General features: G+C 44.9%; 19 protein-coding genes. All 19 read right to left on the reverse strand.

Annotated elements, in window-relative coordinates:
* Positions 1 to 4 precede the first annotated feature (4 nt).
* The 19 genes from feoB to SHALO_RS12725 all read right to left on the reverse strand — a co-directional run bounded on the left by feoB (position 5) and on the right by SHALO_RS12725 (position 24120).
* Positions 5 to 2467, reverse strand: coding sequence for a ferrous iron transport protein B (gene feoB, locus SHALO_RS12635; protein WP_069478831.1), 2463 nt, complete (start codon positions 2465 to 2467; stop codon positions 5 to 7).
* Positions 2464 to 2688: a FeoA family protein gene (locus tag SHALO_RS12640; protein WP_069478832.1), complete on the reverse strand. Its 225-nt coding sequence runs from the start codon at positions 2686 to 2688 to the stop codon at positions 2464 to 2466. The genes feoB and SHALO_RS12640 overlap by 4 nt, the downstream gene beginning before the upstream one ends.
* Positions 2689 to 2867: 179 nt before the next feature.
* Positions 2868 to 3287 carry a hypothetical protein gene (locus SHALO_RS12645; protein ID WP_069478833.1) on the reverse strand — a complete coding sequence of 140 codons (420 nt, stop codon included), beginning with the start codon at positions 3285 to 3287 and terminating at the stop codon, positions 2868 to 2870.
* A gap of 129 nt (positions 3288 to 3416) precedes the next feature.
* Positions 3417 to 5768 carry a TonB-dependent siderophore receptor gene (locus SHALO_RS12650; protein ID WP_084010926.1) on the reverse strand — a complete coding sequence of 784 codons (2352 nt, stop codon included), beginning with the start codon at positions 5766 to 5768 and terminating at the stop codon, positions 3417 to 3419.
* A 90-nt stretch (positions 5769 to 5858) separates the two neighbouring features.
* Complete coding sequence (locus SHALO_RS12655; RefSeq protein WP_069478834.1) at positions 5859 to 6806, reverse strand: FecR family protein; 948 nt, start codon at positions 6804 to 6806, stop codon at positions 5859 to 5861.
* A complete protein-coding gene (locus SHALO_RS12660; protein WP_069478835.1) occupies positions 6803 to 7291 on the reverse strand; it encodes an RNA polymerase sigma factor in 489 nt (162 codons plus the stop codon). Before SHALO_RS12660 ends, SHALO_RS12655 begins: the two co-directional genes overlap by 4 nt.
* 5 nt (positions 7292 to 7296) lie before the next feature.
* Positions 7297 to 8550, reverse strand: a complete 1254-nt coding sequence (locus SHALO_RS12665; RefSeq protein WP_069478836.1) for an alpha/beta hydrolase-fold protein — start codon at positions 8548 to 8550, stop codon at positions 7297 to 7299.
* A gap of 13 nt (positions 8551 to 8563) precedes the next feature.
* The gene (locus tag SHALO_RS12670) at positions 8564 to 10585 is read right to left on the reverse strand and encodes a TonB-dependent receptor (RefSeq protein WP_084010930.1); all 2022 of its coding nucleotides are present in this window, start codon (positions 10583 to 10585) and stop codon (positions 8564 to 8566) included.
* Positions 10586 to 10689: 104 nt separating this feature from the next.
* Entirely contained in the window at positions 10690 to 11379 is a 690-nt protein-coding gene (locus SHALO_RS12675; protein WP_069478837.1) for a TonB family protein, read from the reverse strand.
* Between the two features lie 39 nt (positions 11380 to 11418).
* The gene (locus SHALO_RS12680; RefSeq protein ID WP_025345841.1) at positions 11419 to 11802 is read right to left on the reverse strand and encodes a biopolymer transporter ExbD; all 384 of its coding nucleotides are present in this window, start codon (positions 11800 to 11802) and stop codon (positions 11419 to 11421) included.
* Entirely contained in the window at positions 11780 to 12214 is a 435-nt protein-coding gene (gene exbB / locus SHALO_RS12685; protein WP_069478838.1) for a TonB-system energizer ExbB, read from the reverse strand. Before exbB ends, SHALO_RS12680 begins: the two co-directional genes overlap by 23 nt.
* Positions 12215 to 12330: 116 nt before the next feature.
* On the reverse strand, positions 12331 to 13305 hold the full coding sequence (locus SHALO_RS12690; protein ID WP_084010932.1) for a cation diffusion facilitator family transporter: 975 nt from the start codon (positions 13303 to 13305) through the stop codon (positions 12331 to 12333).
* Between the two features lie 15 nt (positions 13306 to 13320).
* Positions 13321 to 13881 (reverse strand): manganese efflux pump MntP, encoded by a 561-nt coding sequence (locus SHALO_RS12695; RefSeq protein ID WP_069478839.1) that lies wholly within the window; start codon positions 13879 to 13881, stop codon positions 13321 to 13323.
* A complete protein-coding gene (locus tag SHALO_RS12700; protein ID WP_238585246.1) occupies positions 13860 to 15041 on the reverse strand; it encodes an MFS transporter in 1182 nt (393 codons plus the stop codon). The genes SHALO_RS12695 and SHALO_RS12700 overlap by 22 nt, the downstream gene beginning before the upstream one ends.
* Positions 15042 to 15052: 11 nt before the next feature.
* Positions 15053 to 16339 carry an MFS transporter gene (locus tag SHALO_RS12705; protein ID WP_238585247.1) on the reverse strand — a complete coding sequence of 429 codons (1287 nt, stop codon included), beginning with the start codon at positions 16337 to 16339 and terminating at the stop codon, positions 15053 to 15055.
* Positions 16278 to 18065 (reverse strand): ABC transporter ATP-binding protein, encoded by a 1788-nt coding sequence (locus SHALO_RS12710; RefSeq protein WP_069478841.1) that lies wholly within the window; start codon positions 18063 to 18065, stop codon positions 16278 to 16280. The genes SHALO_RS12705 and SHALO_RS12710 overlap by 62 nt, the downstream gene beginning before the upstream one ends.
* Positions 18062 to 19837: an ABC transporter ATP-binding protein gene (locus SHALO_RS12715; RefSeq protein WP_069478842.1), complete on the reverse strand. Its 1776-nt coding sequence runs from the start codon at positions 19835 to 19837 to the stop codon at positions 18062 to 18064. The genes SHALO_RS12710 and SHALO_RS12715 overlap by 4 nt, the downstream gene beginning before the upstream one ends.
* Before the next feature lie 11 nt (positions 19838 to 19848).
* On the reverse strand, positions 19849 to 21954 hold the full coding sequence (locus tag SHALO_RS12720; RefSeq protein WP_084010934.1) for a TonB-dependent receptor: 2106 nt from the start codon (positions 21952 to 21954) through the stop codon (positions 19849 to 19851).
* A gap of 123 nt (positions 21955 to 22077) precedes the next feature.
* Entirely contained in the window at positions 22078 to 24120 is a 2043-nt protein-coding gene (locus SHALO_RS12725; RefSeq protein ID WP_084010936.1) for a TonB-dependent receptor, read from the reverse strand.
* Positions 24121 to 24186: the final 66 nt, after the last annotated feature.

The raw sequence follows: 24186 nt of genomic DNA on the forward strand, positions 1-24186 counted from the left end.
TTTTTCACGGTCTATTTCTAAATCCACCCGTCCACGCGTGACCTCGTTGCGGTAATAGCCCTAAAATAAGGGCACTCAAAACAATAAAGGCGTAAAAATAGCTCATCGCCTCCACCCCACTCCACCCTGCAAGCGTGCCAAAACTAAAGATAAAAGTCGAAAAGAATACGCCAAGACCGATGGGGAAGAAAATCGCAAACAGCATCCATTTATAGCTGTTAAACTGCATCTTCACCACGATCATCGTCGCAATGCACGGTGGCGTTAAAATCATAAAAATCAAGATCGCCACGGCATGCAGAGGTGTATAACCGCTATTGGCATACATCGCCTCTTCGGCGCGCATGGAGTCGGCTTTGTTGTTCTCATACAGTGATCCGAGTGTGGCAACCGCACTTTCACGCGCAGCAAATGAGCTTAAAAATGCCACGTTGATCTTCCAATCAAATCCTGCAAATTGGGTCAAAGGCTCCATGGAACGCCCTACCATGCCTAAAAAGCTGTTCTCGATTTTCTCATTTTTCATACTGCGCAAGATCTCTTTGCGCGCATTGGAGAGTTGCACAAGCGCTGTATTGATGCTTTTGGCTTCCACATCTTTTCCCGGTTTTAGCAGTACAAACCCTTTTTCAAGCTTCTGCTTAAACGCCTCATCGACCTTTTGCGTCGACTCACTGCTACTGACCAGCATACGTTTTGCTTTGTAGCTATCGTACGCATTTAAAAGGGCTGAGACCTTCTCACGACTGTCCACGCTTTCATAATACGCCGTTGTTTGAGCCGTCGCATCAAAGCGGCTGAGCGCATCGCTGAGTTTGAGTTCAAACGCCTCTTTGGACGTTTCGCTCAAGCCTGGAAATTGCAACAAAGCAAATAAAATAATCGCCACGGCAAGCACGATACTCACAACTTTTTTGATGTACACCCACACCCGTTGCGCCGCTTTAATCACGACCCCTTTAAAAGTCGGCAAATGATACGGTGGCAACTCCATCACAAAAGGTGCTGTCTCTTTGGTACGAAGCACCGTACTGGTGAGCAGTTTGGAGACGATAAGGGCTACAAAAAGGGTTACCGTTGAGATGTAAAACATCATGAGTCCCATCTCTTCTTTGAAAAAACTTCCCAAAATGAGCGTGTAAAACGGTACTTTGGCTAAACAGTTCATGTACGGCACTGCCAAAATGGTCGCCATGCGCGCGCGCTCATCGGCAATGCCTTTGGTCGACATGACACCAGGAACGGCGCACCCTCCAACCATCGCACCCCCAAGAACTAAGGGAAGCGTGGACTGCCCGTGCAGACCAAATTTTTTAAAGACGCGATCAAGAATGAACGCCAGACGCGGCATATACCCCACATCTTCCATAATGGCGATCATCACAAACAAGATGAAAAAGACGGGAATATAGTTCATCAGCGCATTGGCACTGTTCACCATCCAGATCGCAAGGTCGGTAAAAAGTGGCACATAAATCAGATCAGGTGAGGGCACACTTTCAATCACAAAATTTTTAAACGCCGCCAAGATCGGCCACGTATAATCGGTCAGCTTGTAGCCGCCCACAATGGAGAGCTCATAGACCAAAAACATAATCAAAATTAAGATAGGAAACGCCAACCAACGGTTGAGAATGAAGTGATCGACTTTATCACTAAGCGTTTCACCTTGAAGTTTGCTCACCGTTGCGCATTGATGAAAGATAATCTCGGCTGCCTCATAACGATGGAGCGCAAAAGAAGCGGCACTGTCTTTGCCATACATTGTGTGAAACCGCTCTTCACAAGAATCCACTTCGGCTCTTTGTTCGTGCGAAACGGCAAGTTTTTCGAGAATCGTCTCATCATTTTCAAGCACTTTAAGAGCAAGCCAACGCTGATTGAGTGCACTCTCTTGGGGCACGATCGTGTTTTGAATCTCTTGGATAAACGGCTCTAAACTATCATAATCCATTCGAAACGGAACGTACTGCGCTTTAGCATGATACGTCTCAAGCAGTGCTTGCATGATCCCTTCGCCACCCTCGCCTTTGGAGCCACTCGAGCACACGACAGGACAGCCAAGCAGTGCTTGCATTTTTTCGAGATCAATCTCAATGCCCCTTCGTGTGGCAACGTCCATCATATTGAGCACCACAACGACGGGGATGCCGATCTCCAAGAGTTGAAACGTAAGGTAAAGATTGCATTTGAGGTTGGAAGCATCCACAATGTTCAAAATCACATCGGGCGTCTCCTCATAGATAAACCGCTTCGCCACACGCTCTTCAAGCGAATAGGAGCTAAACGAATACGTACCTGGTAAATCCACCATCTCGATCTTTTCACCGTGATGGCTAAACCGCCCGATCTTTTTATCGACCGTGACGCCTGGATAGTTGGCAATGTGTTGGTGAATGCCGCTCACTAAGTTAAAAATGGTCGATTTGCCACAGTTGGGCTGACCGGCTAAGACAACTTTGATCATATGGCTTCTACCTCCAACATCCCAGCTTCCGTGCGCCTTAGACTGATGAGATAGTTATGAATGCGCAGTTCCATCGGGTCATACAACGGTGCTTCGCGCACCACTTCAATGTCCGCTCCAAAAATAAATCCCATATCCAAAAGCTTTTGCCTTAGTTTTCCGCTCGTGTGAATCTTCACCAACGTGCACTTCTGCCCTTTTTTCAGCTCATTTAAATACATCAATTTCCCTCGGTTTTAATCCACTTATCATAGATTAACTTCACTTAAAAGCGAATAACATTGATAGTTGTTTTCAATTAAGATGAATATTTGAGAATTTCTTTGGCGTACATGTATCGTGTTGAATGCAAAAGTAAGCTGTATTTAGTTAGGGAGTATTACTGTGGCGGTTGTTAAGATTAGAGCGCAAACATCGTTTGAGAGAGCATGACGATACATACCATCAAAGCAAACATGACGTGATGGTAAATCGTCTTGATTTTACGCTTCTTTTCACCCACAAAACGGTGCATGATCAAAGGAGCTCCAAAGAACATCGCGATCACGATCAGCCCTAAGGTCATCTTTACATGTAAAAGCACATTGGTTGGATCAAAATAGGTGTATGCGAGGAAAAGTCCGCTGAAAAGTAACAGGGTATTGTTGATTTTGCCCATCAAACGGGTACGAGGGGAAAGTGCACTCTCCATTGCTTCAAATTGGGCACCATCCAGTGCCAAGCGCGCACGCGGTAAGATGAAGTTACGAAAATAGATACATCCGATAAACAGTATCGCCGAGGCGATGTGGATAAGTTTTGCCGCAATCACTAAGCTCATGCCTTCAACTCCTAAAATGATTTAGAAAAGTATAGTCTCTTTTGCGAACATTTTTAGGCGTTTATCTGCCTATTTTTTCGTCATCTTGACTGCTGCCAGAGTGAATTCTATGGCAGCAGTCAGAGAGATTTAAAAGGTATATTTCATCGTGAGTGTCACGGTGCGTGGATCACCGTAAATCACTTGCGTGCTGTAGTCGATGTTGGAGTAGTACTCTTTATCGAAGAGGTTTTCAACATTGAGTTGGGCTGATAAAGCTTTGGTGATTTGGTATTTTGCCATCACGTCGACTAAGAAAACAGCGTCTTGGGTCAGATCGACCGCATTGCCGAGTGAATCGTTGGTAGACTCATAAAACTTACTTTGCCAACTGAGCACCGTACCCAAGGTCAATTGACCCATTTTATAGGTCGTACCCAGTTTTGCCTCTTTGCGTGGATGGGTGGTTGTGACATCAACATTCTCAGCATCTTTTGCGCTAAACTGTACCCACCCAGCAGAAACGCTCCATTCAGGCGTGATAGAACCAGAGAAGTCAATTTCATACCCTTTGCTCACAACACCTGCCGCACCATAATAGGCTTGGGTTGTCGTGCCTGGCACAAAATTTGCCCCATCGGCTTCGGCAACATTGTCTTGCTCCATTCTAAAAACAGCCAGTGCCGCGTTTAGTTTTCCACCAAAATATTCACCTTTAATGCCCGCTTCATAGCTTGCCCCTTCTTTGGGATCAAGATAATTACCACTTTTATCGCGGTAATCTTGCGGCTTAAAGATGTCGGTGTAGCTTACGTAAATAGAATGTGCCTCATCTAAATCGTAAACAACCCCTGCATAAGGCGTTATGACATGGTCATGCTCATAACTGTAGTCACTCAGCTTATTCTCATACTCCCAATTGCTCACGCGACTTCCAAGAATCAGCTTCAGATCTTCACGCAAAGCAATACGCGTGGCAAGATACGCTCCTAACTGCTTCGTTACCGTATCTTCCGTTTTGTAAAAATCTGACCAATCGGGCTCTGGAATATTGCCATTCCAATTGTAAACGCTTTGTGTCGAAACGGAACTCAGTGGATCACTCGTATGGGTGATGCTGTCTTCTTGATTGTAGGCAAGCCCTACAAGAATTTCATGTTTCAACCCACCGACTTCCAAAGGAATTGAGGTATAAATATCGATCGTATCTTGCTTGTTTTCTGTCTGATATTTGCCTGCATAAACCGAATTGAGCCCTAAGCCCGTTGTGCGATCAGGAAACTCATAATAGCCTGAAAGTGCCAGTTTTGAGTCGGATTCAAATTCTAAATGGGTGTAATTGGCTTTGAGCTTGACGTCATTGGCAAACGTGTGCTCAACGCCTGTAAAAATCGTTTTAGTCTCGGTTTCCCAATAGGTCCATTTGGGCGTAAACGAAGCGGACGCACCAAAATCAGTTCGTGTGCCATCACTAAACCACGCAGGAACGCCACCCCAAGAGCTTCCATCGGCACTGTTGTTTTGATAACTCACCCCTGCATAAAAGAGCGTATTGTCCCCAATATCAGCATCCACGATGCCATAAAAGGCTTCTGTATCTTTATGGTAAAAATCAACAAACGAGTCTTTATCCTCTTTGCTTACAACCACGCGCGCTCGCACACTTCCTGATTCATTCACACCCGATTGGACATCGACCGTGCCTCGGTAATTGTCCCAACTGCCCGCTTTGGCAGTCACGCTACCTGTTGCCTCTTTGGAAGTTGCATGTTTTCGCATAAAATTAATGCTCGCTGCTGGCTCACCCGCCCCACTCATCAAACCGTTCGCACCACGTACCACTTCCACGCGGTCATACATCACCAAATCTTGCTGAACATTGCCACCATAATAGGTAGGCATTCCATCGATTTGGTAATAATCCACCTCAAAACCCCGCATCGTAATATACGTCCGATCCGTATCCCACACAGGGGCATTAAAGCCTGCGATGGAGTTGACCACATCTGCAAACGACTCTAAGTTTTGGTCTTCAATTTGCTGATGCGTGACCACAACAACCGATTGAGGCGTATCGCGCAGTGAGAGATTGAGTTTGGTGGCGGTATTTGTTGAACCTGTCGTATACGAGCCTGTGCCCTCCGTCGTTGCTTGCGCCGCACTGATTGTGATCGCATCGAGGGCAACTTCCGCGTCATTTTGAGGCTTAATCACCATTACATCCCCTTGAATCGTCGCCTCCAAACCTGTACCTTTGAGCAGTTTTGAAAGTGCCTCTTTGAGACTCATGTCACCTTGAAGTGTCGGTGCTTTTTTGCCCTCAAGCAATTTAGAATCAACAATGAGTTGAAGCTTCGCTTGCTTAGCAAATTCGCCAAGGGCAGAGCTTAAACTCTGCGCTGCAATGTTTACATGTAAAGACTGAGTACTTTCCGCCATAAGAGGCGAACAAAGCGCCAAAGCCGCCGCCACGGCAATGGATAGGGTGCGAAATTTCATCATAAATCTTCTCCTTATTTGATAATAGTTTTCATATAAGAGAAGACGTAAGGAAAATTGAAAACCTGACATCCATTATCAAAAAATAAAAATTTATCGTTTTTCAATGACGATTTTATCGCCCATCGTGGCAAGCTTCAGCGGTAATACTTTGGGAAGCATCTCTAAAAAACTGGCAAATCGCTCGACCTCAAAACTCCCCGAAAGCGGCATGGAAGCCAGTTCCAAAGAGGCGATCACGGTTTTTTTCGCCCCATAACGCTCAAACTCAAACAGCACCTCCCTAAGCGGTGTCTTATCAAAAATCAAACGACCACTGCGCCATGGGGCGACCGAGTCATTGTGCAGTGTGGAAGAACTCAGAACAAATCCCCTCCCATCCAGCGTGATCTGCTCTTTCGCGCTCAAATTTGCCAATGTTAAAACACTGCCATCTTCCAAGCGTTTGTGCGACACCTCCACACTCCCCTCTTCCACGCTGACACGGACGTGATTGTCCACATTGCGGACTTCAAAGAGCGTTCCCGTGACGCGAATTTGCACATTTTTAGCTTCGACAAACAGCGGTCGAGCGGCATCTTTGCTTACATGTAAAACCAATTGCCCCTGATGCAGTTTTACCAAACGTTTCTGCTTATAGTACTCCACACTCACGTTGGTATCCGTATCAAGAAACAGCGTGGTGCCATCTTGCAGCGTATATTCACGCATCGCACCTACTGGTGTTGCTATATTTTGTGCAAATTCAAGACGACTGTTCCACGTCTGCCACTGCAAAAAGGCGATGAAAAAACAGGCAACCGCGCACGCACACGCGTACCCAAACCACGGTTTGATCCGCTTTTTCAAACAGGTGCTATTTTGGACTGGTACAAGCCCATCAAGATCGCGCCACAACGCTTCAAACTGTGCGTACGCTTTTGAGTGTTCTGGGTTTACATGTAACCATTTTTTAAACGCTCTTTGCTCTGAAAAGCTGAGCCCATCTTGGACTTTTGTAAACCAAAGTGCTGCCATTTCATCAATCCATGCTTGACTCATGCCTCCTCCTTGTGCATCGCATCCACCGAATTTTTGCAGGCGATGAGGGCACGCATAATGAGTTTTTCAACCGCATTTTTGCTGATGCCCATTTTTAAAGCGATCTCTTTATGCGAAAGCCCTTCAAATTTGTGGAGTTTAAACGCCTCTTGGGAACGCGGAGGCAACGAATTGATCGTATGATGTAAGGTTTTCATGCGACTAGAAGAGAGCAGATGCTCAAGCGGCTCTTCATGATCAGCACTGATCTGCTCTGCTTCACGAAGTTCCACCGCGTCAAAATGCCTGTTTTTACGCCACTCGTCGATGATAATGCGCTTTGCCGTTTGGTACAAAAAAGCGCGTGGCTCTAAAACAGCGTCCGCACGCTCCCCCATCGCACTGATACGAAGATACGTCTCTTGCACCACATCTTTGGCTTGCTCAGCATCATTAAGCGTATGACTAAAATAGCCTACGAGTTCCTTATAGTAGCGCTCAAACACCTCTTTTACGGCTCCTTTAAAGATGGATTTAAAAGTGTGATCAATCCATCGGCTAAACTTCCTCGCCAATGCGCATAGTCATGTCCACTGTAAGACTCTGCATAACTCACTTCGTAGCCTTTATCCATTAAAACATCCCTAAAGTGACGCGTCGACTCTAAAATGCCTACTTTCCAAACGCGACTTACTTCGAAAAGGCCTGCTTCCAAATAAAAGCGAATGGGTTCGCGCGTACGTTGCGCATACGTACGACTTAACCACTCAGGCTCTTTCTCCTCTTTAGGTGACCACCAAAAAGAGCCAGACTGGGCGTAAACATTGCCAAAAATTTCAGGATAACACAGTGCGATATACGCAGACGCAAGCCCACCGTAACTTGAGCCTGTTATAACTGTCTGTGAAGCAGCGGCATAAATGCCCTGCTCTTTTGCCCAAGGCATCACCTCCTGCGCTACAAAATTAGCAAACAACGGATTGGGCGGAAGCTCGTTTGAGCGTGTTGCACTGCTTGGATTGGAGATCAAGATAGCAGCGAGGGGTGGCAACTTTTTGGCGGCTACGAGATTATCTAAAATCGTGGGCGTTGGCACATGTGAAGCGTAAGATTCGGCATCAAAAAGTACCACGACCGCATCGCCACCTTTGTACCCGAACGAGCGGTAGAGGTAAATATCGCGGGTATTGTTTAACGTTTTACTGAAAAACGCGTGCTTTTCAAGTGTTCCTTTGGGCACATCGCGTTCTTGAATCCAAGGCTGTTTGGGCGCAAGCGGAAGCTCAACAAGTGATTTTATAAAGTCTCTCTCACCGAGTTTAACGCTTAGCATTTTTGGGTTGAGAAAATCGTGTTGCATGTTCTCAAGCAGTGCTGTGCGAAAAGCAAGTGGTGAGTCATCGTTTGGTTTAATGTCAGGACTCAACTGATATGAAAGTCGTGTACGTTTATCGACCACGTAGCTTCTGTACCACACATCACTCGCTCCAAGACGATACAACGCATCGTGCTCACCTGAGGGTGCGCCAAAAAGATAGACATTATGGCGCGCACCTCGGTATAAGAAGGTTAGTAAAAGCTCATTTTCCAAACCAATCTCTTCCATCAAAGGCGTTTGTTGCACTGCCATCTGCTCCCAAAAAGCTTGCGTTGTACCACCATGCTCAAGATGATTTATTAAAGCCTGAAGTCTAGGGCTTTGAGGAGGCAGCGTTGCACTAAACACATCCATGCACAAACATAACAGCATCGCAAAAAAACGCATCTACTTTTTTCTCCTAAAATCGGTAATCAAAGGTCACTCCAAAGGTAGTAGGTTGCACGACATTGGCAGAGCCACCATTTTTATTGGAAACGAAATAGGCCGCCTCTTCATCAAACGCATTTTTAACATACGTTCGAATCGTATAGTGTTTGGTCTCATACCCCACATTCATATTGACAAGCACGTATTTACCAGCTTTATAAAGCTCATTGTTGTCGATATCGGAGTAATATTCACCCACATACGTCACGTCTGAGCCAAAAAAGATCCCTGAGCTCAAGCGTTGCTTAAAACCAACATTGCTTGTAAAATGAGGTGCATAGTTAAATTCATTGCCGACATACGTTTTATTTTTTGTTACTTCTGTGTGCAACAGACCGATGCCACTGAAAACCTCTAACAGCTCTGAAACTTGATATCTAAGCTCCGCTTCAAAACCGTAACTCTCACCTTCATCAATATTGGTAAAGCGGTTTGCAGCAGTGAGGGCTTGGTAGCCATCGTATTCATTGTAAAAAAGATTGGTATTAAACGCCAATGACTTGTCTAAAAAGAGTGAACGCGTACTGAGTTCATACGTTGTAACCTCTTCTTTATCGTACTCATAGTACGTAGCGGGTGTTGTCGTTGTATCAACCGCACCACCGCCAGGGCTGTAACCTTTTCGCACCGTAAAGCCAATGTTGTGCTCAGGATTGAACGTATAAATCACCCCTGCTTTGGGAAGGAAAAGCGTTTCTGCCACATCGGTGATTACGCGACCTTTAGCAAGATTACTCGGCTTCACCAATACATCGCGTTCTTGTTTTTCACGTTCAACTCTACCGCCTAAAATCACATCGATTGCATCGTTTACATGTAAGGTATTTTCCGTAAAAATAGCGGCTGTATTAATCTCATCATTGCCCGTATAACTGTCTGGTTTAACCGCCAAATCTTGGGTACGGTTGTAATAATAAAGCCCGACCATGCTGCTTAGAAATCCGCCACGAGGATCGTAAACAAGCCTTGTTTCAACCGTATTGCTTTTTTCATCCAAATCCATCGTAAGGGTGGTTGGCGACTGCTTAAATTTCGTCTCATTTTCACTATGCCCCACAAGAACATACATTTTTAGGTCATCATTAATCGCATACTCAACATCGGTGCTCACCGCATCACTCGTAGCATCGCCGTAGCGAGCATTAGCACTGCTAGTTGCTTTATAATTGTAAGCATAGAAGTCTTTTCCATTGACAAGATTCAGGAACTCTCCTTCATATTGGCGGTGCGAAACTGTTACCTTAGCAATTAACCCCTCGATATCTTTAGGAATCCAAAGCAATTTAGCACGGACATTGCCTTGCTTCATTTCGGAAGGATCAAACGCACTTGCACCTTGATAGTCGATATAGCTATGTCCTTTTGTTCCTTGTGCGCTGAGCCTCATCGCCAATTCATCTGCAACCAAAGGGCCTGAGATCATCGCAGCAAGCGTTGCTTTGTCTTCATTGTTTTCATAGCCCAAGCGCACAGCACCTTCACTCTCAAACGTAGGGTCTTTGGTGTTAATAACCACCGCACCACCGATGCTATTACGCCCTTGAGTTGTCGATTGAGGGCCTCGTAAAACCTCTACTTGCTCGACATCCCATGTCCCAATATCCATATAGCGCTGACCACTCCAACTCTCGCTTAAACCATCCACACTTGTACTCACACGAGGACGTGCCCCTGACATAATCGCCATACCTCCAGTGGCAGCTCCAATGCCTGAAACACCCCTAATAACAGGAATATCCGCAGGGTTGTTAATCATATTGGGAACTTGCGAAGCCACATCATAGGCTGATTTTGTTTCCGAAGAATCAATACTATCGCCTTTGACAACCGTAATAGCCGTTGTCGTTTCATGCAAAGGGCGGTCAATTTTTTCACCCGTAACCGTCACTTCTGTGAGCTCAACGGTACTGTTTTGATCGGCTAATGAGAATGTTGGAAACAAACTCAGCGAAGTAACCACACTGATTTTACATAAAGTATTTACCACAGACATACGAATCCTTTAATTCAAATGATATTCGTTATCATAAGATAAAGAAATCGTATCAAAATCTCATTTTTCACAAATCACTCTGCTCACGTTTTTATAACAGGGTGTTATTTGAGTTTAAACGCAATCGGTAAGATGACCGTACTTAAACTTTTAGGTTTAGGGAGTTGGTCGCCTCTCAGTTTTAAAGCGGCGTCCAATGCTGCATCATCAAGTAGTGCCCTACCAGAGCTTTGATGAATCGTCGCACTCACCAGCCTTCCCTCAGGATTGATGACCAAAGCGACCTGCACGACACCGTTCCACCCCATACGACGCGCAACGCTTGGATACACAAGGCGAGCTAAAACTCTATCGCGAATAATCTCAAAATCGGTGCGCTCATACGGCTCTGCGCTGGTTGATGTGGGCGTCACGGGTGCCACTTCTTGCGGCGCAACAACGGGTTTGACCGCTTCAACGGGAGGTTGAACAACCTCTTCACGAATCGGCTCTGGATTGACCATCTCTTTTTTGACAATCGGTTTGGGAAGTGGCTTGATCTTTTCAATCGGCTTAATCGGTTCGACTTTTTTCACCTCTTCCACAGGCTCAGGCGGAGGCGGAAGAACGGGCTTTGGTGCAACGCGTTCGATGTTGGAAATCTCCAAAACCACGGTCTTAGAAGGGATAATATCCAAAGGTTTTTGATGCAAGAAGAGAAGATAAAACCCAATTACGCTTACATGTAAAAAGATCGAAAGGCTCAGCGCTCTTCCTTCATAGGTTTTCGTTGCAGTGTAAGTTTGGTATGTCATTTTTTTTCTCTCTTTTAGCGTTTTATTTCGTCACAATAACTATTCATTTTTATTGACCACCATGCCAATTTTTTCAATCTCTTTGGATTTTAACAGATCAATCACGTAGATAAAATCTTCATATGCTGCCATTTTATCGGCACTGATGGCAACCGAATCGTCTTTGGTGAGGCTATCAAATTTGACAGAGAGCTCATCTCTGGGCGTAAATTCGTTGTTGATAAAAAATTGATGATCGGCTGTGATGCCAATCTCGTAAAATTTGGGTTCAACTTTGCTAAAGTTGGTCGCTTGTGGAAGGGAAATCTCGATCTTGCCAAGGGCGATGAACGACGAAACCGTCATAACAATCGTGAGAAGTACCAGCATAATGTCGATGAGTGGGACGACATTGATCCCCTCAACTTTTTTTAATGCTCTCATCTTCCCACTCACTCACTGCCAAATCCACTTTGCGCAAAAATCCCCCGTAAATCATTGTCGAAGGAATCGCTACGATAAGCCCTGCTGCCGTTACTTTCAGCGCCAAAGCAAGTCCTACGATGACTTTAGACGTATCGAGCGCTCCACCGCTAATGCCGATCTCGTAAAAGACCACCATGATGCCACCAACCGTTCCTAAAAGCCCGACATAAGGCGCGTTGGAGCCGATCAAAGAGATGATCGTCAAGTTCTTTGAAACATCGCGTTCAAGCCTGTTTTTGCTCTCGTAACTCTTTACATGTAACGCTCTAAAAAAAAGAAGGCGTTCGATCGCATACCCTAAAACCAAAATGCTCATAAAAAGCAAAATCCCAAGTGCGCCGTAATCTACGGCAAGTTTAATATTTTCCATTCGACCTCTATTTATGTAATAACCATTATCAGAATGTTAGACTGTTTGAGCTTAATTTACCATGAAATCAATAACTTTTATCAAATTTATCTGCCTAATTTTTCGCCACTCTCATCTTAAAAGACCCTTTTGAACGATGCTTTTTCGTGTTCAAGTTGCACTGTAACATGCGCTATCGCAAACTCTTTCTCCAAAAATGAGCTTATTTTTTGAAGCAGATCATTATGAGATTCATGGGCAAATGGATGCACTTTTATATGCGCACTAAAGCAGTAGTAGTTATGGCTAATTTCCCAACAGTGCATGTCATAAACCGAGGCGATAAAGGGAAATGCTTGCAGTAAACGTGTATAAATTTCAGTCGTATCCAAGGGTGATCCCTCTAGGAGAATGTGCAAAGAATCGTGAATCAACCCCCATGCCCATTTTAAAATAACCATCGAGATAAAAAGCGCTAGAAGCGCATCTAAAAGAAAAAAATCGGTGTAGTAAATAATGACGGCACCTATAATGATCGCCACCGAAGAGAGCGCGTCGGTGAGCATATGCAAAAAAGCGGATTTGATATTGATATTTTCTCTATCTGCCTTGTAAAGAACTACCCCAGTGATGATATTAACAACTAAACCGACAATCGCAACCATCAAGGTTGTCTCACTTAAAATAGCCTCAGGGGTTATCAAACGCTCAATCGACTCATACACAATCCAGACAACAGACACAGCAATGATCAAACCATTTACAAAAGCCGCTAACACTTCTGCTCTGTAGTAACCAAAGGACTTTTGAGCATTCGCCTTTTTTGTACGAATGATCAAAGCACCCAACGAGAGAAAAAGTGCAAACGCATGGGTGAACATATGGATACCATCTGAAATCAATGCTAAAGAGTTGGCATACATACCTGCGACAATCTCCACAATCATCACCAAAAAGGTAATGCCAAACGAAAGCTTAAGCAGAAACTGGTCGCTTAAAGAATTTCCATGATGATGCGCATGGGTATGATCATGGTGATGATGCTGTTCCTCTTTCGCCTTTAACGGTTGATGCTTGTGCATACTTTGAAAAGATGATGTTATCGTTGCCATAAGCTTCTCCTTCTTTTAAAATAGACTCTTCATGTAATCTTCCCATAAAATCTTAAACCCAATCGCAATGAGTACTATCCCTCCCATACGCTCAGCCCCTTTTTCAAAGTGCTGACCACCTTTATGCCCCAAATAAATGCCTAAAAAGCTCAAACAAAAGGTTGTTATACCAATGATCCCTAATGACCAAAAGATCTCAACATCAAACAGCTTCAGTGAAAAACCAGCTGCCATTGCATCCACACTGGTCGCAAGGGCAAGCATTAAAAAGATGCGGTGCGTCAGCTTTTTAAAATCATTTTGCGTGCCTTCCTCAAACGATTCATACACCATCTTAATGCCGATAAGCAGTAAAAGCGCAAACGCAATCCAGTGATCAATACTGGCGATATAGTGCATTAATCCCACACTGCCTAAATAACCTATAGCGGACATCACTATCTGAAATCCACCAAAATAGCATCCTGCTTTTAATGCAAGAGAGAGCCATGTTCTCTTCTGTTTGGAAGCAAGTCCTATCGAAACAGCAAAAGCATCCATACTAAGAGCAATGGCTAGCACAAAGACGTCATACATGCTTTATGCCTGAATGCAAACACACCTAAAAGTGCAAATGCGATGGAGGCGACCACAAAAGGAAAAATGGGGTTGATTCCATACAATGCCGTACTCGCCAATGGTCCGATGATGATGCCCAAGCCTTGTGCGGAAGAGACCGTACCTGCCGCAGCTCCTTGTTCAGCTTCGCTGACACTGTTGGCTGCCATTGCTTGAAACGCAGGGAAAATAAGCCCCATACCAAAGGCTGCGATGCAAAAACCAAACCCTAGCATGACGCCAGAGTTCATCATAAAAACAATTACATACCCAATAGCCGCAATGATGGAACCTAAGAGTAGCCATCTTTGTGGCAAAACACCTTGGCGTTTGGAAACGATAATTTGAGCCAATATAAAACAAACCCCCACCAAGGCTAAAATATATCCCGTCACTTTGGCACTAAGTGTAGGATCAAGGGCGAGTTTATCGATGACAAAAAAGCCTAAGCAAACCTGTGAAGTGACCACGCTGTACATCGTTAAAAATGCCGCGATCATTGGTAAACGCAAACGCGCATCGCTCCATTTAGGATGCGGTACCTCTTCAACATGCTGTTTGGGCGTTTTCGGAATCGTTTTATAGACCAAAAATGCTGCAACCAGTGGTAAAATCGCAAATGCATACAGCGGCGCGGAGAGTCCATACGCCGCCAAATAGCCACCCACGGCAGGCCCTAAAATCATTCCAAACCCACTTGATGCGCCCAATTTTGCCATATAATTTGTCCGCTCACTCGCCGCTACTTTATCAGCAATCAAAGCGTTAGAAACCGCAGGAATGGCGGCGTAAAAAACACCGATCAACGCACGCGCCAAGACAATCATCCCAAGGGAAACCAAAATAGGCGGCATGGTTAAGAGTGCAAAATCGATGTAGGAAGCCAATAGCAGATACGAAACGCCAACGCCTAAAACACCCATCAATAAAATCGGTTTTCGACCTACCGTGTCACTCTTTTTACCCCAATACCGCGCCATCACAACCCACACAACCCCTGCAAGTGCCACGGTTAATCCTGCATGCCACTCTTGCATATGAAGGGCACGAATAATCGGCCCAACAACGGCTAAAAATGCCATCATCGCGGCAACACATAACAAATTTACGACCATTAAGGTCTTCATCTCTTTCATCATTTACTCCCATTTTATCCGATAAACTCGACCTGTATCGTGCTCTCTTCTTTCACGACCACTTCACCACTGAGATACCATGCAAAAATACTCGTTGCCACCGCGATAAGCGAAAGGACGATAATGACATTGACATACCCAAAGATTCCTGCCAAACTCATCGTGACTCCTGCTGAAACGATTCCTGCAAAACTAAAAACACAATGCTGCATCGCATACTCAAGCGCAGGCGAATGCTCCACATGATCCATCATCAATGTTGAAAGCACAGTAGCAGAAGGGCTGTAAAAAAACATAATCGAGCCAATAGCCAGCATACTAAAACCAAAATGCGCATAACCAAAAGCTGGCAATAACAGACATAAAATGCCCAGACTTTGTGCAAACGGTGTCCAGATGAGTATCAGCCTTCGCCCAAACCGCTCAATCAACCACCCTGCCCCAAACGCTCCGATAATGCCGAGGATTGAGCCAAAAATGCTGATATTAAGCCCTATATGATCCAACCGCCACCCGGCATCAACCAAAATAGGCGTCATCAGCCCATATGCACCACTGATGCACACGGGGTATGCCAACAGCAACACAAACCAGCGACGCTTCTCTTTGCCCCTCCAAAATCGAAAGAAATCTCTCCACGAAGGCTCATGTATTTTGATGGTGTGCATGTCATTGGGTTCTTTAAAAAACAACAGTTGAAAGAGCGATGTGGTCGTCCCAACGCATAAAATTAGCATCGCGTAAAACCATCCTAGATGCTCATACACAATTAAAACCAATCCACCGCCGATAAACATCCCAACCAGCCCACCACCGATTTTTAAGGCATTGACCATGCCACGCTCTTTAGGCGAGACAATTTTATACGCCAGTGCATCCACCGCAATGTCTTGCGATGCCGCAAAAAAGGCGAAAAAAGCGCACCCGATCAACAGTGGCTGAAGTTCTGTGAGCACATCAAAACGGCTTACATGTAAAAGACTGAGCACCATCAAACTCTGCCAGATAAAAAGCCACGTGCGGTAATGCCCAAAGCGTTTAAAACAGACTTTATCGATCAAAGGCGCCCACAAAAAACGAAGCATCATAAAAAGACCGAGTGAGTAGATCAGCCCCAACTGCTCTAGCGGAACCCCATTTTTACGCAAAATAGCAACCAACGACTCCATGAAAAAGCCCAGCCCTAGGTACTGAGAGACATAAAGATTCAGCAAAAGAGCTTTGTGTTGTAAGGAAGTTTTAGCGGACATGGGTGTTAAGATTCCACGTTTTAATGCGTTGTTGCGCACTCCACATTGCATGGTATTTTCCCTCTTTGACAACCAAGCTTTCATGCGTTCCCTCTTCGACCAAACACCCTGCATCAAAGACTAAAATCTTATCGGCAGCACGAATCGTTGAGAGACGGTGCGCGATGACAATGACCGTTTTATCGTGAACCAGTGCATCGATCGCTCTTTGCACCGCGACTTCACTCTGGGTATCGAGTGCAGCGGTTGGCTCATCTAAAATAACAATCGGTGCATTTTTCAAAATAGCACGCGCAATGCTGATGCGTTGCCGCTCCCCACCACTCAGACTTCCGCCTATATCGCCAATACGCGTTTGGTACCCCTCAGGTAACCGTGCGATGAATTCATGGCAAAACGCCGCTTTAGCAGCCTCTTCCACTGCTTCATCGCTCGCATCAGATCTTCCCATACGAATGTTATTTAAAATTGTGTCATCAAACAGATAGACATCTTGAAAGACCACCGAGAAGTGCTTCATCAGCGTATCACTCGAAATAGAACGAACATCCACCCCACCAAGACGCACCTCACCACGTTGAGGATCAAAATGGCGCATCAACACTTTGCTCAAAGTTGTTTTACCCGAACCAGAAGTCCCAACAATCGCATTGAGTGTGCGCTCTTTGAGGGTAAAACTAACCTCTTTAAGAGCGCGCTCATTCTCTCCTTCGTAGGCAAAATTGACCCCTGAAAAAGTGACTTCAAAACTCTTAGGTTCAGCCGTTGGCATCTTTACATGTAAAGGGGTTGATGCCAAAATGGACTTGATATGCAAAAACGCTGTGTCCATCAGATCAAACATCGGAACGATGCCTAAAAAGATCGAAAGAGGCTCACTCAGGCGTGAAACTATCACTAACATCGCCGCTAAAGTGGGGAGCGCTAAGAGATGCTCATCGACCATGAAACTTCCCACGGCTAAAAGAATGAGCAAAATCACTTCGATTAACACGCCCATGATGAGCAGAGGCAAGGTCGCTTGTTCAACCCCTTTGCCTTGCACGGCTCTGACATGTTCAATGGAAGCGTGCAGATTTTTAGCATTCGCACCTGTTTGATTGAGTGCGCGAAGAACCGCAAGCCCTTGCACATACTCGATAAATCCCGCTTCAAGATGGGCATTTGCCTCACTAAAATCGCTTTTTTCTTCAATACTAACGCGACGTTTCCAACGGTAAAGCGGAATCATCATCGGAATGAGAATAGCCATAATGAGCGCTAACTTCCACTCGATAAACAGAGTCACCAAAACGACGACAATCGGCACCACCGTAATCTGCAAAAAAAGAGCAGCAACCACGCCCATGTGCATGACCGACTCATCGACACTGCTTGAAAAAATGGCATTGAGCTCACCTGTTTTATAACGACTGAGTTTTTCCAAAGGCATTTTGCGCAGCGCATTGCCAAGAGTGGTGCGCAGATCGTGTGTCACCTCAGCGATGTAACCTGAGTAATCAAACCCGTGCCCTAGCCACTTCAGCACACAAAAAAGCAGGCTAAACAGCGCCATACCACTTAAGTAAAACAGCACATCTGCGACGATAAATGGCGTAGCAAAAAGCGCTTTTAAGAGCGGATAGAACATCGCAAAAGCAACCCCTTGAGCGGTAAAAGCAAGGGTGAAAAAAACCAAACTGCGTTTAAAACCACTTGCGTAATTGCCTGCTAACGCAACCGAGAGCTGATACACCTTAGGCAACGAGGCGTAGTGATGGGCATGTGTATGACTCATACGATCTCCTTTAGGGCGCGCAAATCCCAATGTTGTGCTTTTTCGTAATTTCCCCAAAGCATCGCGTAAAGTCCATTATGAGCTAAAAGATGCTCATGCGATCCGATTTCAGCGATTTTTCCTTGATCGAAAACGATGATCTGATCGACATCTTTGATCGTTGAAAGACGGTGTGCGATGACAATAACGGTTTTATTGCGCATCAAATTGGCAAGGGCTTTGATGATCTCCTCTTCGTTTTCAGGATCGGCAAAAGCGGTTGCTTCATCCAAAACAACGATAGGCGCATTGCGTAAAATAGCACGCGCGATTGTAAGGCGCTGCTTTTGCCCACCTGAGAGTCTTGTTCCTCGATCTCCTGCTAACGTTTCATAGCCTTGTGGAAGGCTCATAATAAACGCGTGAATCTGCGCCGCTTTGGCTGCTTCTATCATCATAGCATCGCTTGCGTTTGGGTTTGCCATTTTGATATTAGCCCCTAACGTATCGTGAAATAAAAAGGTGTCTTGAAAGACAAAAGAGACATGTGCCATCAAAGACTCGGCACTGATGGTGCGCACATCAACGCCACCGATCAAAATGCGTCCTTGGTTCACATCCCAAAAACGAGGAATCAGCTTTGCCACCGTACTTTTGCCAGCACCCGAAGGACCGACTAACGCGGTCACACTGCCCTCCGGCACCGTAAAACTAACCGACGCTAGGGCATACGCATCTTTACGCTCATAGGCAAACGAGACATCTTCAAAACGCACACTCGCATCCTGGGGTATAGACGTTATTTCAGGATACTCCAGTCGTGGTAGATCTAAAATCTCTTGAATACGAAGTGCTGCTGCTTGGGATTTTTTGATGAAATTGCTCATCCACATCAGAGGTAACATCGCATCTGCCATACCTGTACTAATCAGCAGTGCTGCGATAAACGGCGCAAAATCTAACGCATCTTTCGCAATCAGCCAAATGCCCACACCACTCACCACCAACAGCGTTGGCAGCGGACTTAGGATCATCATGCCAAGTTTGGCGGAGATAGCAGTTGCATTGATCCACGCTTTCAGACACGTTTTGTAACGAAGAAGCGCGTCGGTGTAACGTTTAAACGAACTGCTTCCATCATCAAACGTGCGCACCACGCTCATGGCTTGCACAAATTCGATGACAGAACGGTTGATCTGCGATTGCGATTCGTCGTAATTTTTACGGTGCTCGACCGAATCTTGCATCACCCACGCCATAATCACCCCACCTACCACAAGCACCACAATACTCGCCAATGCCAAACGCCAGTCTATAAACAAAAGGGCTATCAGTGAAGCCATCGGTGTGGCAACACTTTTGCCAATCATCGGCGTGGTATCCGCCACAAACGCATGCAGATTTTTGACATCATCCAGAAGCACCTTTTTAAGCGCCCCCGAACCTGTGGTGATGATATACCCAAGAGGCGTTTGTGCCAAATGCTCAATAAGCCTTTTGCGCAAAATCTCTTCGAGCTTAAACGCCCCATGATGCGAAACAATAAAGGCGTACTTTGAAAGTAAAAAGGAACAAATTGCAATCACTCCTAGCAGACTAAATGCGCCCCAAAAGCTTACATGTAAACTCAAAATTTCAACACTTCCATGCAGAGGAATTGCCATCACATACGCTAAAAGCGCCATATCTACCACCAACAACGCTCCTCCCAAAACAGAGAGGAGGATTGCTGTTTGTATCTCTTTATTTACAGGAGCCATGATCGCCCATAGCCCCCTTTTTTGCTCTTGCATTCACCTATCCTTTAAAAGGTATATTTAAACCCGACTCCCACACGTCTGCCCTCACCAAACATCACGAGTGTGTCGTAATTGGGCATCAATGTTTGAGCGGTAGCATTGATAATATAATCTTCATTGGTCACGTTTTGAACATACGCATAAACATCAAGTCCTGATTTCATGCGATACCCTGCTTTCACGTCACCAACAATATAGGCATCTGCTTTAATCGTATTTTCAGGATTGTAATAGGTCTCGCCTTGCGCCCTAACATCAACGCGTCCATACACTCCGCTTGGATGCGTATAACCGATGCCTATTTTTGCCGTATAAGAGGGGGTTCGCTCAATTTTATTGCCCTCGGTAGGAACTAAAATACCTGAGCTATAGACTTTATAGTCATCATATTCAGTCTGAATTAAGCCCACTGCACCGTTCATTTCGATGCTTGGAATCGGCCTATACAACGCCTCAAGCTCAATACCTTGGGAATGCGCTTTATCGGCGTTGGAAGCAGTCATAATGGTACCCACTTGGGTATAGACGTGTATATCTGTGATATCCATATAAAAGATGTTTGCTCCTAGAAAGAGTGTTCCATCTAACGTATCGCCTTTAACACCCACTTCGTAGTTAATAGACTTCTGAGGTTCAAACATATTGGTCTCTTTACCACCGCTGGTAGCATAATTATTAAATCCCCCAGGTAAGTATCCCGTTGAAATTGACGCATATGCGGAGAGGTTGTCGTTGATTTTATACAACAGTGCCGTTTTGGGTAAAAATGCCGTCCATGAATCTTTGGCATCGTAGTGGTGTGTAGCAAAGTCCATCCCAGGATACAAATCAATCGAGGTCAGCGTATAATTCGAATCGATCTCTTTTTCAATACGTTGAACACGTCCACCCAAAGTCCATTCAAAATGACTTGCAAACGGGACAATGACTTGTCCAAACGCTGCATACGTCTCGGCTTTTTGCGTCGAAGCATCATTGATATTGACGGAGCCGTAAGTACCGTAACTGTATTGGCGTCCATACCCTGGATAGTCAATATCCTCTTTTTCATAGTAAAGTCCCGCAACCCACCTAAACCCTTCTTTGTTTGGGCTAGAGAGTTTTAATTCTTGCGTATAGGTGTCGCTTTCGCGATCCACAAACGCACTTAGTCCGTTATAGGTGGTATCCAAATCAAACGTTCCGTTTGCTTCTACTTTTTTATGGGTCGTCGTCGATGTTAAGTCCATCGCATCAAACGCATACTTTAAATTCAACGCTTGCGAATTGGACTTGGTCGTGATCTTATTATCAACGTCCCAATCTTGGAATTTCGTATCGCTACGGCTGTAAGAATTGATATTTTCTCCCGCAGGAACACCAACAATATCCATCGCACCTGCACGGCTGTAATAATCCGATAAGCTTAATTGCGCGCTAAAACGATCGGTCGGCTTCCACGTCATGTTCACGCCGATGTTGTGTTTGCTTGTCTCATCAATCCCCTTTTCACCATCATAAAGGTTGGTAATGTACCCCTCATCGCTCGCATAATCGCCGTTAACGTTCACAAACAGCACGTCATCCACCACGGCTCCGCCCACGCTCATCGTCGTATACATGTAATTGTCCGTACCGTACTCCGCCCCGATCGTACCACCCCATTCATTCTTAGGCAATTTTGTGATAATGTTGATAATCCCACCAATAGAATCCTTGCCGTAAAGGCTTCCTTGAGGACCTCGTAACACCTCAACATGATCGACGTTTGCCAAAGACGCCTCGTACGCGTAAGAGTTACTTTGCGAAACACCGTCGATGTAGATCGTTACGGGATTATTCGAGGTAAATATCGATTGATTAATGCCCCTAAAGTTGACACTTTGATAATAAAGTGGCGAAAAAGACATATTAGGAATTTCTTGAATAATCCCCTCAACGTTTTTAATTTCACGATCTTCCAAATTGCTCTCACTCAAAACCGTAATGCTCTGCGGAACATCTTGGATCTTCTCCTCGATTTTATTGGCACTGACGGTTACACCCTCAAGGTTGTATTCTCCCTCCGCACCGTACAACAGACTACTGACCACGACTGAAATCATTGCAAATGCAACCTTTTTTCTCTTCACACCATTCTCCTTTGGATAGTTAAGGGAGAATGGTACCCTTTATTAAGAACCATTATCAATAATTTTTTAACGGCAGAGGGATTATTTTGCGCCCGAAACGGATTTTTAGTCAAACTAACTCCATTAAAATCGATAGGTAAAAGCAACACCGACACTTCGAGGCTCCCCAGCTCTTGCATACCATGAAGAATTGACGATAAACGCACGGGTAATGCAGCCCTCATCAAAGATGTTTTTACCGTAAAGGTAGACATCAAATTTCTCTGTTTCATAACCGACTTTCAGATTGGTCACACCGTAACTTTGGGAATGGGTATTGGCATTGTCATAGTAAATATCGCCAAAATAGGCGTAATTTCCACCGATATAATAACCACTAGGAATACGGTAATTTGCCCCTAAATTGATCGTATAACGTGGTACATTGATAACATAATTGCCGCTGTAATTCTCGCTTCCTTTCGTGTACTCCTCATACGTCGCTTTGGTGTACCCAAGACCACTAAACACATTTAAACCTTCCATCGGATTCATGTGAAGCTCAATCTCAGCTCCTTTACTGGTCGCGCTAGAGGCGTTGTCAATATACGCCACGCCGTTGCTTTGCGCTAACTCCACTTGCATATCTTTCCAGTCAATGTAGAAAAGTGCGGTACTTAAAGAGAGCGTATCGCTGAGTTTGGACTTGACACCGAGTTCATAATTCCATGTAAATTCAGGATCGTAGCTTTGCCCCACGGTATCGGTTGTGTTAAATCCACCGCTTCGAAAACCTTTCGAAATCGTTACATACGGACTAAACGCTTCGTATTGTTTATAGGCTAAAGAGAATTTAGGAAGCCACGCATCAAACGTCTCACTTGCAGAGCCACTTTTATCCTCGTATCCAAACATAGAGAGCATCGTTCCACCCGTTTGTGCATAGTCATCTTCTTTTTTCTCCCTGTCGTAGCGAAGCCCTAAAGTGGTTTGTAAACTGTTTTCAAAACTGTATGTCGCTTCGCTAAACAGAGCAGTTCCTAGCGTGTCGATCTTACTTTTTTGCACCAGCGTCTCGGTGGGCATACCCATGCCCATATTCATAAAGTTCATTGGCATTTGGTAGTCGTGTTTTTCCTCTTCTTTGAGAAGAAAAATACCGTTAATCCACTGCAAACGCTCATTGGGTTTGGCGATAAATCGAAGCTCTTCGGAGAGCGACTTGACCTCTTTATCGGTATAAAGTCTCGTTAAATCGTACGAGGTAAAATCAATATCGTTATTGGCGACGTAATGCTCTTTTTTTGCCGACGTGATGGAGACGATTTTAAGGGCATCGCTGTAGGTGTAATCCGTCTTTACATGTAAATCATGTATCTCTTTTTTGGCATCGCCCAAATAGTCCACATCAACGTTTTTACGTATCGTTTCACCTGACCATGGGGCATACTGTGCATAATGCGGCGAATCGCTTTTTTGGTAGTTATACCCGATGCTCACGCTAAGATCATCGTTCACTTTCGTGTAAAGTTTCAAGCGCGCATCGATGTTTTTCTCCTCACCCACATCATCGCCCTTTAACGTGTCTTCAAAATAGCCGTCACTGTGTTCATAACGAAGTGCCGCGCGAAGAGTTGTCGTGTCGCTTAAGGGCTGATTGATAATCGCATGAGAGCTGATTGTGTTAAAACTGCCATACTCCATCCCCACTTCGGCACTGGGTACAAACGAAGGCGCTTTGGTCACAACATTGACAACACCCGCTTCGGAGTTGCGCCCATAAAGCGTACCTTGTGGCCCTTTTAAGACCTCAATATGGTCGATGTCTAAAAAGTTCATATCCAAAGCGCTGTAATACACATCATCCACATAAAATCCAACTGCAGGTGTACCAATCATTCCAGCCGTAACGCCTCGCATCGAGGCAAACGTTGTTACCGTAGCAGGACCGGTTTCCACAATAAGAAAGTTTGAAGTCATACTCTGCAACCCCATCGAATCTTTGATAGAAAAATCATTGATCTGATCGGAACTCACCACACTCACACTTGAAGGCAACTCCAAAAGTGTACTTGATCCTGTTTTATCGGCACTTAAAACAATTTCATCTAGTCTTGTCTCTTCTGCCCATGCCCCAACGTTTATCAACGCGATAACCGCCATACTCAACACTCTTTTTCTACGCATCTTCTCTCCTAAGCTTTCCTAAATAAAGTTTGCGTTATTCTATTTTTATTTGATAGTAAATATCAA

It is taken from the genome of Sulfurospirillum halorespirans DSM 13726 (assembly GCF_001723605.1).
Classification (GTDB): domain Bacteria; phylum Campylobacterota; class Campylobacteria; order Campylobacterales; family Sulfurospirillaceae; genus Sulfurospirillum; species Sulfurospirillum halorespirans.

Coding starts and splice junctions, on each gene's coding strand:
- feoB (WP_069478831.1), bottom strand. CDS start 2,467: ATGATCAAAGTTGTCTTAGCCGGTCAGCCCAACTGTGGCAAATCGACC.
- SHALO_RS12640 (WP_069478832.1), bottom strand. CDS start 2,688: ATGTATTTAAATGAGCTGAAAAAAGGGCAGAAGTGCACGTTGGTGAAG.
- SHALO_RS12645 (WP_069478833.1), bottom strand. CDS start 3,287: ATGAGCTTAGTGATTGCGGCAAAACTTATCCACATCGCCTCGGCGATA.
- SHALO_RS12650 (WP_084010926.1), bottom strand. CDS start 5,768: ATGATGAAATTTCGCACCCTATCCATTGCCGTGGCGGCGGCTTTGGCG.
- SHALO_RS12655 (WP_069478834.1), bottom strand. CDS start 6,806: ATGAGTCAAGCATGGATTGATGAAATGGCAGCACTTTGGTTTACAAAA.
- SHALO_RS12665 (WP_069478836.1), bottom strand. CDS start 8,550: ATGCGTTTTTTTGCGATGCTGTTATGTTTGTGCATGGATGTGTTTAGT.
- SHALO_RS12670 (WP_084010930.1), bottom strand. CDS start 10,585: ATGTCTGTGGTAAATACTTTATGTAAAATCAGTGTGGTTACTTCGCTG.
- SHALO_RS12675 (WP_069478837.1), bottom strand. CDS start 11,379: ATGACATACCAAACTTACACTGCAACGAAAACCTATGAAGGAAGAGCG.
- SHALO_RS12680 (WP_025345841.1), bottom strand. CDS start 11,802: ATGAGAGCATTAAAAAAAGTTGAGGGGATCAATGTCGTCCCACTCATC.
- exbB (WP_069478838.1), bottom strand. CDS start 12,214: ATGGAAAATATTAAACTTGCCGTAGATTACGGCGCACTTGGGATTTTG.
- SHALO_RS12690 (WP_084010932.1), bottom strand. CDS start 13,305: ATGGCAACGATAACATCATCTTTTCAAAGTATGCACAAGCATCAACCG.
- SHALO_RS12695 (WP_069478839.1), bottom strand. CDS start 13,881: ATGTATGACGTCTTTGTGCTAGCCATTGCTCTTAGTATGGATGCTTTT.
- SHALO_RS12700 (WP_238585246.1), bottom strand. CDS start 15,041: ATGATGAAAGAGATGAAGACCTTAATGGTCGTAAATTTGTTATGTGTT.
- SHALO_RS12705 (WP_238585247.1), bottom strand. CDS start 16,339: ATGCAATGTGGAGTGCGCAACAACGCATTAAAACGTGGAATCTTAACA.
- SHALO_RS12710 (WP_069478841.1), bottom strand. CDS start 18,065: ATGAGTCATACACATGCCCATCACTACGCCTCGTTGCCTAAGGTGTAT.
- SHALO_RS12715 (WP_069478842.1), bottom strand. CDS start 19,837: ATGCAAGAGCAAAAAAGGGGGCTATGGGCGATCATGGCTCCTGTAAAT.
- SHALO_RS12725 (WP_084010936.1), bottom strand. CDS start 24,120: ATGCGTAGAAAAAGAGTGTTGAGTATGGCGGTTATCGCGTTGATAAAC.